The following is a 13,112-nucleotide window of genomic DNA, read 5'->3' as shown; positions in this document are numbered from 1 at the left end:
TTGTACAGCTTTGACCTTTGGAAATAGGGAGATCAAAAATATTAAAAATATAAAGAAGACAGTTTTCATATAAGGTCCCTCGAAAATCAACCTAAAGTTTAAAATACAATTTTTTTAGGATACCTAAGCCCACTAACCCAAATATAGCTTTTGATGTCTTTAAACGTGAATATCAAATACACTGACTTTTTCCCACTTGTGTTCGTGTCGTTCCACAAATTTTAAATGATCATCATTTTTCTGATAAAAATCATGGTCATCCAACGATTCAAAATGAATGGTCAGGGAAATATGAAATGAATGGTCAACTACTGGGCGATTAGCGGTGGGTGCGGGTACTCCTATAAAAGCTTTTTTAACAAATTTTATTTTTGCCAGTTTTTGGCATCCTTTTTTTACAGATTTAAGGTCCTTTTCAGGGTTTTTAAGCCAAAAAAAGACCTGGTGGATCATTATTGATTTTTCTGGTTTTGCTTTTATTGGGTTGGAAAGAGCAAGTCCCACTCCTAGCAAAGGAAGGCTGCCTAAAAATTTTCTTCTTGTTTTCATACTTTAAATAGAGTTAAGTAATATTGGGGCTTCCGTTAAGGGTTGTAGAAAACTATACTAATAAAAGCGAAAATAGTCCATTAGGATGAATTAAATTATTGGAAGCAATAATTAATATTAAATTAGTACTTTTTATTCAAAAAAAGAAAATTTTAAAATGAGGCTAAAAATATCATTCAGATTATATCAATCTTAAAATAAAAAATATGAATTATAGAGTTTTAGGAAAAACAGGAATGAAAGTTTCAGAGATTTCGCTGGGTACTTGGCAGGTAGGTGGTGGATGGGGAGGATCTTTCGATCAAAACAAAGCCCGGGAAATTTTGAATAATGCCATCGACCAGGGAATCAATTTTATAGACACGGCAGATGTTTATGATATGGGAAAAAGTGAGGCTGCCGTAGGAGAAATCCTAAAAGAGCGTTCCGAAAAAATTTTTGTCGCCACCAAATGCGGTAGGCAGATTGATCCACATGTAAATGAAGGTTACACTCCCCAGGTACTAAGAAAATATGTGGAAGACAGCCTTAAAAATATGGGGCTGGAGACATTGGATCTCATCCAACTGCATTGCCCGCCAACCTCTGTATACCAAAGGGATGAGATTTTTGAACTTTTTGACCGTTTGAAGGAGGAGGGGAAGGTCAGGAATTTGGGAGTAAGCGTTGAAAAGGTGGAAGAAGCAATGATGGCCGTAAAATACCCTAATGTATGCACTGTACAGGTTATTTTTAATATGTTTCGGCAAAAACCAATGGAGGAGTTTTTTCCCATCGCAAAAGAAAATAATGTAGGGGTCATTGTTAGAGTCCCCCTTGCAAGTGGAATGTTGAGCGGAAAGATGTCAGCCTCCAGGGAGTTTGATCCTGGGGATCATAGAAATTTTAACAGGGAAGGCCAGGCATTTGATAAAGGTGAAACCTTTTCGGGTGTCAATTTCGAAAAAGGGCTTGAAGCAGTGGAAGCACTTAAGGAAATATTTAAAGGTGAGACTTCTTTGGCGCTCTGGGCACTACGCTGGATTTTGATGTTTGATGAGGTAAGCACCGTGATACCTGGGGCATCCCGGGCCGCTCAGGTTTCCGAAAATGCAAAAGCCAGTCAGCTTCCGGAAATACCTTTGGAAAAAATGGAGGCAGTAAAAGATGTATATGAAAAATACATCAAAGCAGATGTGCATCATCTTTGGTAGCATTATTTAATAATAAATAATAAAAACCGAAAATAATATTTCATGAAATACAGGAAATTAGGGAAATCAGAAATTAAAGTCAGTGAAGTGTCTTTTGGCTGTATGTCCCTTAAAGGAGGAGAACAGGAGAATATAACGTTACTTAACCGGGCTTTTGAGGAAGGTATCAATTATTTTGACACTGCAGACTTATATGATGCAGGGGAAAATGAAAAAGTTGTAGGAAAAGCTTTGGAGAGTAAGCGTGATCAGGTCATATTGGCAACCAAGGTGGGAAACCAAATGAGGCCCGACGGAAGTGGTTGGGATTGGAACCCTAGTAAATCTCATATTTTAAATGCTGTAGATGAAAGCCTAAAAAGATTGAGGACCGATTATATTGATTTATACCAGTTACATGGTGGAACGATTGAGGATCCAATTGATGAGACGATTGAAGCTTTTGAAATCCTCAAAGATCAAGGAAAAATCAGGGAGTATGGGATTTCATCTATCAGGCCTAATGTTATAAAAGCTTATGTGGAAAAATCCAATATTGTTTCCGTCATGATGCAATATAGCCTGTTTGACAGGAGGCCTGAGGAAACTTGCCTGGACCTTTTGGCAAACCATGACATTGGCGTTTTGGTAAGGGGGGCTTATGCCAAGGGACTTTTATTGGACAAACCAGCAAAAGAATATCTAAATTGGTCCAAAGAGGAAGTAAAAGATTTAGTGAAGCAACTTCATGCTTTTGGGAAAAATATGGATAGAACAAGGCAGCTTGTTTTGCAATACCCCCTTCAGCATAAGGCTGTAGCATCTGTGGTTTCAGGTATTAGGACGGAGGTACAACTTATGGAAACCCTGGAGGCTATTAAAGAAAACGGGACTTTACCCAAAGATTTAGACCAACTTTCAGAAATATTTCCTAAAAATTATTACCAAAATCACCGTTGAAAAAAATGGAAAACCACCCCTGTTTTATGGGGTGGTTATTGTTTTATTTTTAAATAACTACCTGTGTTTGTGTGATGTTTTGAAAAACAACTTTTTTTCGAAAGAAAATTAAAGCTGTTTTTCTGATTTTAATGAACTTTCCCTTATTTTTGGTGTTACCCAGATTCAGCTTGCTATTATTTTGAACCCATTAGCATTTACATATCATCGAAAAAAATTAGCCATTCTATTTGTGCTGTTTTTTGGTCTGATTGTTTTTACACCAGCCATAGTGGTTTTGGTGAAAAGCAATGTAGATGTTAGCATCTGTTATTCGGTAGTGGAGGAAGAAGAAAATTCAGAAAACACCAAAACTTCCAAAGAACATTTAATTAAAAAAGAACATCAATGGGTGGATTTTTCAATTCTTTCCATCCATCAAGATAAATTCGATCCGCACAAGGAAAAAAACTATGCTTTTGTGATGCCGGATCAATTTTGCCCACCTCCAGAATTGTCATAAAGTTTTGTTTAAGGCCCTGAATAGGGGATATAATGCTATTCAGTTCCCAATTACCCTATTGGTTTGGGGACAGAAAGTGTTTTTTGAAAAACTCAAACTCACCCAGGAAATTTTATTAATAAAAAACAAAGTTTTATGACTAAGAAGATGAATCTCTTCAAAAATATTAAATCAGATTTTGCGTCGGGCTTGGTAGTGTTTTTAGTGGCCTTGCCCTTGTGTATGGGGATTGCCATGGCATCTGGCGCGCCATTATTTTCCGGAATTATTACAGGAATTGTTGGCGGAATTTTGGTAGGATATCTGAGTAATTCCCACGTGAGTGTTTCAGGGCCAGCGGCTGGTCTTACCGCTATTGTAATTGTAGCCATTCAGGATCTGGGTGGATTTGATGTTTTCCTGGTGTCGGTAATGTTGGCCGGTACTATCCAATTGGTGTTAGGTTTCCTCAAAGCGGGGAGCATATCAAACTATATACCTAATAATGTGATTACCGGAATGCTAGCAGGTATCGGTGTAATCATTTTCCTAAAACAAGTACCTGTAGCATTGGGCTCTGATGTGGAAATCGGTTCCGGATTAGCAATTTTTTCTGATTTGGCCGCTTCCTTTGTAGATATCCAGCCAGGAGTTATCATTGTAACTGCCATTTCACTGGGCATTTTGATTGCTTGGGAAAAAATTCCTTTCCTTAAAAAATTGAAATTAATTCCTGCGGCCTTGGTTGCAGTTATGTTTGGCTTGTTGGTGAACCAATTGTTTGTTTTGTCAGGAAGTTCTTTAGCCATTTCCGAAAAGTACTTGGTAAGCTTACCTGTTCCTACAAGCCCTGAGGAATTTCAAAATTTAATCCGCTTGCCCCAATTTAGCGGTATTATCAATCCGGAGGTTTGGGTAGTGGCTATTACCATTGCCATTGTGGCAAGTATTGAAACCTTGCTTTGTATTGAAGCTGGTGACAGGATGGACCCGATGAAAAGGGTGACCAATACCAATACTGAATTGAAAGCCCAGGGAATAGGGAATCTTGTAAGTGGATTTATCGGTGGGCTTCCAATGACTTCTGTAGTGGTAAGAACTACCGCCAATGTCAATTCTGGTGCTAAGTCAAAAATGTCAGCCATCATCCATGGTTTTTTACTTTTGATTTGCGTATTAAGTATCCCATTTGTTCTTAATATGGTTCCTTTGGCTACACTTGCTGCCATCCTTTTGGTAATCGGATACAAATTGGCCAATCCAGCTACGTTTAAGTATTTTTGGAATCAAGGTAAATACCAATTTATTCCATTTATTGCTACCCTTGGAGCTGTGGTATTCCTTGACCTCCTTAAAGGAGTGGCATTGGGAATCGTTATCAGTGTATTCTTTATCCTCAAAGGAAATATCAAAAGAGTATACTATTTCAAAAAAGAAAATTACCACGATGGGGATATAATCCATGTGGATTTGGCCCAGGAAGTATCCTTCCTTAATAAAGCTGCTATCAAACAAACTTTAAACCATCTTCCAGATGATTCAAGAGTGGTAATTGATGCTTCCGATACGGTTTATATTGCCCATGATATTTTGGAATTGATCCAACAATTTAAAAAAGTCCAGGCACCGGAAAGAGGTATCAGTGTTAAACTGATTGGGTTTAAAAAAGCTTATAATATGGAAAACGATCAGGAAGAGGGTAATCATGTATCAGTAGAACATGAAAATGTATTAACTTACAGGAAAAATGGAAATACCTCCCATAAGGAAGTGATTACGGATTTGATGGGTAGCAAGTAATAGATCTTAATTGTTAAAAAAATATAAATGAATATGAAAGCACATACTGCTGAAACCCAAGCAACAGTAACACCTGCTAAGGCATTAGAATTTCTTAAGCAGGGAAACCAAAGGTTTGTCAAAAACCTCAAAGTAAATCGAAACTTGCTGGAGCAAGTCAATGATACTAAGGATGGCCAGTTTCCATTTGCGATTGTTTTAAGTTGTATTGATAGCCGAACTTCAGCGGAATTGATTTTTGATCAAGGATTGGGCGATATCTTTAGTGTCCGTATTGCCGGAAATGTTATCAATGAGGATATTCTGGGAAGTATGGAATTTGCATGTAAAGTGGCCGGGTCCAAGTTGATTGTTGTTCTTGGCCATAGCAAATGTGGCGCAATCAAAGGAGCTTGTTCCGGGGTGAAAATGGGTAATTTGACCGGGTTATTGGATAAAGTAAACCCTTCTATTGAGGAAATAAAAGCTGAAATGCCTGATTCGGTTCCCGGTGATCCTAAGTTTATGGAAGCTGTTTCCCATCAAAATGTTATCTCTACTATGGATGATATTCTGGAAAAAAGCCCGGTTTTGAAAGAAATGTTTGATGCAGGTGAAGTCGGAATTGCTGGTGGATATTATGATGTGGAAACCGGTGAAGTTGAATTCACCAAAACCATTCTTCATGACTAATAAAAGCATGTAATTTAAATTACTATAATAAATAAAAAAGAAGGCTCTATGGCCTTCTTTTTTTGTTTTAAATGAAATTCATGGTGCTTTGGAGCTTTCAAAGTTTGATTATTCATTTAATTACGCTATCCAGTGGTAAAGTATTCTAGTTTGAAAATGGCTGAGAATCCACCATTTCATTTCCAGATTTTCGGATATTATTGGCATATTTACCTTGGTTTTAAGCCAATATGGCCAAAGATTGGTTGAATTCCGTGCAAAAAAGTGCTCCGGAAAAGTTAAAGTTACTGGGAAACCTTATTTTTTTCTCCCAGCAAAACCAGATCGTTGACCTGGACCTCGGTGACGTATTTTTTTACTCCTTCCTTGTTCGTATAAGTTCGGTTGATCAGTTTGCCTTCAATTGCAATTTCAGAACCTTTGTCTGTGAATTTATGGACGATCTCCGCTACCTTGCCCCAAGCAACTAATTGATGCCAGGTAGTATCTTCTACGCGTTCACCTTTGCCGTTTTTATAAACCTCATTGGTGGCCAGGCTGATTCTGGCCAGGGCATTTCCATTTTCCAATTCCTTGAAATCTGCTTTTGCTCCAAGCCTTCCGATTAATTGAACTTTGTTTCTTAAAGTGTTCATAATGTAACAATTTTAGGTTAAAAATAATTTTGGTTACTAGTGTAAGTAATCCTTATGAAACAAATTTGGTGAAATAGGTATTTGATAATCGGATTATTTTCGTTTATACCCATTTATAGTCATTTGTAAGTGTTTGTTATTAATGGTTTTGTTATGTATATTCCTGTAATTTTTAACTAAAACTGGATTTTTATGACTGTTAATGATAGAGCTTGCTGTTTCTGTGGAAAAACTATTTATGGCAGGGCAGATAAAAAATTTTGTGACGATTACTGCCGAAATAATTACAACAACCAATTGAAGGCCGTCCAGAACAACCTGATCAGAAATATTAATAATTCATTAAAAAAGAACCGGAATGTATTGGCAGGTTTGATGGTGGAGAGTGAAGAAACTACCAAAACCACCCGGGAAAAATTATTGCAGGAAGGTTTTCAATTCAAATACTGCACTCATCATTATACCAATAAGAAGGGGAATATTTATGTTTATTGTTATGATTATGGTTATTTGGCCTTGGACAATGATTGGTATTTGTTGGTGAGGAGTAAGGAGAATTGAGTGGTTTTTTTACCATTTAAATTAACTGGATGAAGAAATCAAAAGTGGATTTATATGATCCAGATTTTGTCAGTGGGATATTTGAAAGGATGTCAAAAACCTATGGTTTTGCTAACCTGATCACTTCATTCGGTTTTACATCTCGTTGGAAAAGGCAATGTCTTAAAGATTTGCCAGCAATTGATGAGGTGTCCCATGGTTACGACCTGATGTCGGGAATGGGAGAGTCCTGGGCTGAAATTCAGAAGCGGATCGGACCGAGGGGCAGGGTTGTTGCCATTGATATCTCGGATGAAATGAACCGTAAAGCATCCGAGCATTTGAAAAGATTAAAACAAAAAAAATATCTCCTTAAATCAAATTAATGTTTTACAAAATGACCTCCCAGCTGGGTCCGCAGATTTTGTGTTGTCCACATTTGGAATAAAAACTTTTAATAGGGAGCAACAGGAAGTTCTAGCAAGTGAAATTGACAGGGTTTTAAAGCCTGGTGGCTCTTTTGCCTTCATTGAGATTCCAGAGCCAAAGTTGCTTTTTCTTAAGTGGTTTTATAAGTTCTATTTAAAACTAATTATTCCGCTAATTGGAAGAATTTTTTTAGGGAATGCTCGAGATTATAGGATGCTTGGAAAATATTGTGCAAGCTTTAAGAATAGTCAATATTTTCATGAATGTTTGATTAAGAAGGGTTTAGAATCGAATTATAAGAATTATTTCTTTGGTTGTGCCACGGGTGTTTTCGGAAAAAAAAGCCCTAAAGATTGGCTTTAGAGCCGAAAAAAGCAAAATCCCTAAATTTAGAAAGGGATTAATTCCCCCATTAGATCCATAAGGGTTTGAAATTAAGAGGCTAAAAATTGGCAAAAGGCCATTCTTTTTATAGGTTTTTAAGATGCTAAAACTAATATTGGGTAAAGACTCAATGCAAAGAACAGTGAGATTGAAATTTAAGATATGAAAGATAATTTTTCTGGACATTCCGCTCAATATTCAAAATACCGACCGCATTATCCAGAAGCTTTTTATTTATATTTGAAACAATTAATCCCGGAAAGAAACCATGCCTGGGACTGTGGGACAGGCAATGGTCAGGTTGCTGTCGCCCTTTCTTCCTATTTTGAAAAGGTAGAAGCCACAGATATCAGCGGAAATCAACTTTCCCAGGCCTCAAAAAGAGATAATATATGCTATTCCCAATGTCCTGCTGAAAAAGTGCCTTTTCCAGACCAATCTTTTGATTTAATTACAGTAGGCCAAGCTATCCATTGGTTTGATATGGAGGCATTTTACCGGGAAGCCCACAGGACCCTAAAGCCTGGAGGGATTATTGCCATTATGGGGTATGATTTAATCCAGGTTGAGGGGATTCAGGATTTAATCCAAGATTTTTACGTGAATGTTGTTGGTCCTTATTGGGATCCGGAAAGAAAATATTTGGATGAAAAATATGCTACGATTCCTTTTCCCTTTAAAGAACAACCCGCTCCCTGTTTTGAAATCAACCTCCAATGGACATTGGAACAATTGTATGGTTACCTTAATACTTGGTCTGCGGTAAAGCATTACATCACTGCCAATCAAAAAAATCCAGTGGATACCCTTCGGAATGAGGTTAAAAAAGAAGTGAAAAAGGATCAGATTCTAAGGGTGAAATTTCCCATGTTGCTCAGGCTTGGCAGAAATGAAAAACTATTGCATTGATATTTTTATAGAGAATAATTTATATAATTATTTATTAGTTGCGGCAACTGTTTTAATTTTACGGCATGTCAAACGAAGCTGCAAAATTATTACCTTTTTTGGAGGAAATGTCCAAAAACCTGGAAGGTGATTTACATTACGATCAATTGATAAGAACCCTTTATGCCACGGATGCCTCAGTGTATCGGGAATTACCTTTGGCGGTAGCCTTACCGAAGTCCAAAGGGGATATAAAAAAACTAATTGGGTTTGCCAGGGAACACCATACTTCCCTTATCCCAAGGACAGCAGGTACTTCCCTGGCAGGTCAATGTGTGGGGGATGGTATTGTGGTAGATGTATCAAAGTATTTTACCAAAATACTTGAATTTAATAAAGAAGAAGGATGGGTGCGTGTGCAGCCTGGTGTGATCAGGGATGAACTTAATGCTTTTCTTAAACCCCAAGGGTACTTTTTTAGCCCGGTAACTTCCACTGCTAATCGGGCCATGATAGGAGGGATGGTCGGTAACAATTCCTGTGGGACCACTTCTATCATTTATGGTTCCACACGGGATCATACCCTTGAGCTGAATACTATATTGAGTGATGGCTCAGAGGCGACTTTTGGAAAGGTCTCCAAAGAGGAATTTGAAAAGAAGAAGGGGCAATCAAACCTGGAAGGGCAGCTTTACCAACAAATTTATAAGGAACTTAATGAACCTGTAAATCAGGAAAACATAAAAAAACAGTTTCCAAAGCCTACCATCCAGCGAAGAAATACAGGTTATGCAGTGGATTACCTTTTGGATACAGAAATTTTTTCTGATCAAACAGATGAATTTAACTTTTGTAAGCTTTTATGTGGTTCAGAAGGTACTTTGGCTTTTACCACTGAAATAAAAATTCATGTGGATCCCTTGCCGGATCCCTGTGATGTAGTGGTGGCAGCTCACTTCAGGAGCATCCATGAAAGTATGAAGGCCACCCAGTTTGCCATGAAACACCATCCCACCGCGTGTGAGCTGATGGACAAGATCATTTTGGACTGTACCAAAGAAAATATTGAGCAGAGTAAAAACAGGTACTTTGTGGAGGGGGATCCTGAGGGGATTTTGATGATTGAATTCCGAGGCCAAACAGAGGAGGAAGCATTACAAAAAGCCCAAAGGATGGTGGATGCCATGAAGGAAGAAGGCTTGGGCTATGCCTATCCCATCATTACCGGTGAACGTACCAGCAATGTATGGGCCCTTAGAAGTGCGGGTTTGGGGTTATTGGCAAATATTCCGGGAGATGAAAAAGCGGTAGCCTGTATTGAAGATACTGCAGTGGATTTGGATGATCTGGCTGATTTTATAGATGAATTCGGAGAGATCATGAAAGAATTTGGCCAAAAACCGGTTCATTATGCCCATGCAGGTGCAGGGGAAATCCACCTCAGACCCATTTTGGATCTAAAAAAATCCAAGGATGTAGAGGATTTTTATAAAATTACAGAGGCTGTTGCCAAATTGGTAAAGAAATTTGGCGGATCCTTAAGTGGCGAGCATGGAGATGGTAGGGTGAGAGCAGCCTTTATTCCCATCATGGTAGGAGAAGATAATTATCAATTATTTAGAAGGATCAAAAATGCCTGGGATCCGGATAATATATTCAATCCAGGTAAAATTGTGGATACGGCACCCATGACCTCCTCCCTTAGGTATAAGCCGGATATGGTGACTCCCGAATATGAAACTGCCATGGATTTTAGCCATGTTGGTGGGATTCTCCGTGCAGCAGAAAAATGTAATGGGTCGGGGGATTGCAGGAAGTTGCCTGTATCAGGAGGAACCATGTGCCCCAGTTATATGGCCACCAGGGATGAAAAAGATACCACTCGTGGCCGCGCCAATACCCTTAGGGAGTTTTTGACCAACAGTCCAAAATCCAATCCATTTGACCATCCTGAAATTAAGGAAGTGATGGATCTGTGTTTGTCCTGCAAAGGCTGTACTTCCGAATGTCCTTCCAATGTGGATATGGCCAGCTTGAAAGCGGAATTCCAATATCAATACCATAAAAGCAATGGAGTTCCCTTGCGTTCCAAAGCATTTGCTTATATCAATTCCTTAAATGAATTAGGAAGCATGACACCCGGGCTGACCAATTTCTTAATGGAGAACAAATCTACCAGTTCTTTAATGAAAAAGGTCTTGGGAGTGGCAGAAAAAAGGAACCTGCCTCCGATAGCCAAGGTGAGCCTCAGAAAATGGTACAAAAAAAATTACTCGAAATTACCTGCCCCGGAAAAAAGTTTAGGAGCAGTGAATTTCTTTTGTGATGAGTTTACCAATTACAATGACGCCGAAATTGGCATTAAAGCCATCAGGTTGTTGCGGCACTTGGGTTATGATGTTTTAATGATTGATCATCCGGAAAGTGGCCGTGGTCCTATTTCAAAAGGTTTATTGGATCGTGCTAAAGTATTGGCCAATAAAAACGTCAAACTCTTTAAAGACCTTGTAAATGTGGACAAGCCCTTGATTGGGCTGGAACCCTCTGGGATTTTAACCTTTAGGGATGAATATCCAAGGTTGGTGAAAAAAGACCTAGTGGGGGCAGCCAATAAATTGAAGCGGTATTCCATGATGGTAGATGAATTTTTGGCCAAGGAAATCCAAAGAGGGAAAATAAATGCTGAGCAGTTTACGGAGGCTGAGAGGAAAGTCATGTTGCATGGACATTGTCATCAAAAATCCCTTTCTTCTGTCCAGTTTTCCCAAAAAATATTGTCCTTCCCCAAAAACTATTCCGTGGAAACCATTCCTTCGGGTTGTTGTGGTATGGCGGGCTCCTTTGGGTATGAGGAAGAACATTATGAGGTAAGCATGAAAATTGGGGAAATGGTACTTTTCCCGGCAGTAAGAAAAGCGGAAGATACGACTTTGATTGCAGCTCCTGGAACTAGTTGCCGGCATCAAATTGATGATGGAACGGGCAAGAAAGCCCTTCATCCTGTAGAAATTTTATTTGACGCAGCTGGGCTGTCTTAAATAAAAAGGTTGGCAACCTCTTTTGCCAACCTTTTTATTTAAATATTTAAACTATCCACTGGGTGAAATTCGGTCTTGGAACGGATTCCCTAGAACTTTAACCACCTGGGGTCAAATTATAATAGCTGCAAGAAGACTAATTATTAATTCCCAAATCAAATTTGTCCCCAGTTAATCTTTTCAATTTAAAAGGGTCCTTTTTGGGGCGAAAAACCCTTTTGGTAGCATATTTGATATAATAGGCAAATAAGTGTATTCATAATTCAACTTAACAGTATTAGCCTTACTGAATAAGGATTATATTTGCTTTCTAAACAGCCATTGCCCATGCCAAAACTTATCCGCATTACTACCGTTCCTATATCCTTGAAATTATTGCTTTCTGGCCAGATGAAGCATATGAAAGCTGCTGGTTGGGAAGTTCTGATGGTCAGTGCAGATGGGAAAGAGATTAATGAAGTGACGCGAAGGGAAGGGGTTGAACATAAAGTGATCCCTTTTACCCGGAAAATCACCCCTTTCCATGATTTGTTATGTGTATGGCAATTGATGAAGCTATTTAAAAAAGAAAAACCTGATATAGTCCATACCCATACTCCCAAAGCTGGCCTTTTGGGAATGATGGCAGCAAATTTTGCGGGTGTAAAAATGCGGATTCATACCGTTGCAGGCATGCCTTATATCGTGACCAAGGATAATAAACGGAAACTACTTGAAACCATGGAAAAATGGACGTTCCGGTTTGCATCCCATGTTTGGCCCAACGCCAATTCCCTCAAAGATTTTATGATCCGGGAAAATCTTCTTCCCCCTGAGAAAGTGGAAGTATTGGGTGATGGATCCAGCAATGGGGTTGATTTGGATCGGTTTAATCGTGAAAACTTGAAGGAAAATCACCTGGTGGCTGCTACCATGCGTGTAATGCCTGGAGAGGAAGATTTTATCATTTTGGCTATTGGAAGAATGGTTAAGGACAAAGGGATAGAAGAGTTGGTATCTGCATTTTTGAATTCAAAGATTGTCAATCGTTCCAAATTGGTGCTATTGGGGGATTTTGAACAAGATTTAAACCCCTTGGAGGAAAATATCATTAGGAAAATTGAAGATCACCCTAGAATTGTTCAGGTCAGTTGGTCGGATCATGTAGAACATTACCTTGCTATTTCTGATGTTTTGGTGCATGCCTCTCATAGGGAAGGCTTCCCCAATGTGTTGCTTGAAGCCGCAGCTATGCAGGTTCCCATCATTTGTTCTGATATCATGGGCAATACGGATATTGTAACTAATAAAAAGACAGGTTTGGTATTTCCTGTAAAAGACAAAGCCATCCTTAAGGATGCTTTGGAATTTGCCTATGTGAAAAGGGATATCATGCAAGGTCTTGCTGAGAGATTGTTTCGGGAAGTTTGTCAGAAGTATGACCGGAAAAAAATGCATGCATTGATTTTGGATAAATACAACCTCCTTTTGAATGGTAAAGTAAACGCTGAAAAAGAGGAGGAAAAGTAAGTTTGCCGGGGCCAGTAAATAGTCCGGGCCAAAAATCCATTTTTATTGGGGAGTT

13 protein-coding genes are annotated in these 13,112 nt (G+C 38.7%); 11 read left to right on the top strand and 2 right to left on the bottom strand.

The genetic code is table 11. The features are described 5' to 3' along the window. Window positions 1-159 precede the first annotated feature (159 nt). Window positions 160-549: a Dabb family protein gene (locus QWY93_RS00610; protein ID WP_290246258.1), complete on the bottom strand. Its 390-nt coding sequence runs from the start codon at window positions 547-549 to the stop codon at window positions 160-162. 206 nt (window positions 550-755) lie between these two features. Between QWY93_RS00610 and QWY93_RS00605 the strand changes: the two genes are divergently transcribed. The 5 genes from QWY93_RS00605 (at window position 756) to QWY93_RS00585 (ending at window position 5,634) form a co-directional block, all read left to right on the top strand. Further along, window positions 756-1,742, top strand: a complete 987-nt coding sequence (locus QWY93_RS00605) for an aldo/keto reductase (protein WP_290246257.1) — start codon at window positions 756-758, stop codon at window positions 1,740-1,742. 42 nt (window positions 1,743-1,784) lie between these two features. Then, window positions 1,785-2,681, top strand: coding sequence for an aldo/keto reductase (locus tag QWY93_RS00600; RefSeq protein ID WP_290246256.1), 897 nt, complete (start codon window positions 1,785-1,787; stop codon window positions 2,679-2,681). Window positions 2,682-2,913: 232 nt separating this feature from the next. Then, entirely contained in the window at window positions 2,914-3,183 is a 270-nt protein-coding gene (locus QWY93_RS00595) for a hypothetical protein (protein ID WP_290246255.1), read from the top strand. A 135-nt stretch (window positions 3,184-3,318) separates the two neighbouring features. Beyond that, a complete protein-coding gene (locus tag QWY93_RS00590; RefSeq protein WP_290246254.1) occupies window positions 3,319-4,962 on the top strand; it encodes a SulP family inorganic anion transporter in 1,644 nt (547 codons plus the stop codon). 33 nt (window positions 4,963-4,995) lie between these two features. Then, window positions 4,996-5,634, top strand: coding sequence for a carbonic anhydrase family protein (locus QWY93_RS00585; protein ID WP_290246253.1), 639 nt, complete (start codon window positions 4,996-4,998; stop codon window positions 5,632-5,634). A gap of 284 nt (window positions 5,635-5,918) precedes the next feature. Here QWY93_RS00585 and QWY93_RS00580 read toward each other — a convergent pair whose 3' ends face one another. Then, a complete protein-coding gene (locus tag QWY93_RS00580; RefSeq protein WP_290246252.1) occupies window positions 5,919-6,269 on the bottom strand; it encodes a single-stranded DNA-binding protein in 351 nt (116 codons plus the stop codon). Window positions 6,270-6,461: 192 nt separating this feature from the next. Between QWY93_RS00580 and QWY93_RS00575 the strand changes: the two genes are divergently transcribed. The 6 genes from QWY93_RS00575 to QWY93_RS00555 all read left to right on the top strand — a co-directional run bounded on the left by QWY93_RS00575 (window position 6,462) and on the right by QWY93_RS00555 (window position 13,057). Further along, the gene (locus QWY93_RS00575; RefSeq protein ID WP_290246251.1) at window positions 6,462-6,830 is read left to right on the top strand and encodes a hypothetical protein; all 369 of its coding nucleotides are present in this window, start codon (window positions 6,462-6,464) and stop codon (window positions 6,828-6,830) included. 29 nt (window positions 6,831-6,859) lie between these two features. Beyond that, window positions 6,860-7,195 (top strand): class I SAM-dependent methyltransferase, encoded by a 336-nt coding sequence (locus QWY93_RS00570; RefSeq protein WP_290246250.1) that lies wholly within the window; start codon window positions 6,860-6,862, stop codon window positions 7,193-7,195. After that, window positions 7,176-7,601, top strand: a complete 426-nt coding sequence (locus tag QWY93_RS19615; RefSeq protein WP_353959645.1) for a class I SAM-dependent methyltransferase — start codon at window positions 7,176-7,178, stop codon at window positions 7,599-7,601. The genes QWY93_RS00570 and QWY93_RS19615 overlap by 20 nt, the downstream gene beginning before the upstream one ends. Window positions 7,602-7,784: 183 nt before the next feature. Further along, window positions 7,785-8,531, top strand: coding sequence for a class I SAM-dependent methyltransferase (locus QWY93_RS00565; RefSeq protein ID WP_290246249.1), 747 nt, complete (start codon window positions 7,785-7,787; stop codon window positions 8,529-8,531). A gap of 65 nt (window positions 8,532-8,596) precedes the next feature. Next, window positions 8,597-11,548, top strand: coding sequence for an FAD-binding and (Fe-S)-binding domain-containing protein (locus QWY93_RS00560; protein ID WP_290246248.1), 2,952 nt, complete (start codon window positions 8,597-8,599; stop codon window positions 11,546-11,548). 327 nt (window positions 11,549-11,875) lie between these two features. After that, entirely contained in the window at window positions 11,876-13,057 is a 1,182-nt protein-coding gene (locus QWY93_RS00555; protein WP_290246247.1) for a glycosyltransferase family 4 protein, read from the top strand. Window positions 13,058-13,112: the final 55 nt, after the last annotated feature.

The sequence above is a fragment of the Echinicola jeungdonensis genome (assembly GCF_030409905.1).
Classification (GTDB): Bacteria; Bacteroidota; Bacteroidia; order Cytophagales; family Cyclobacteriaceae; genus Echinicola; species Echinicola jeungdonensis.
This window is presented reverse-complemented; position numbering and strand designations above follow the sequence as displayed.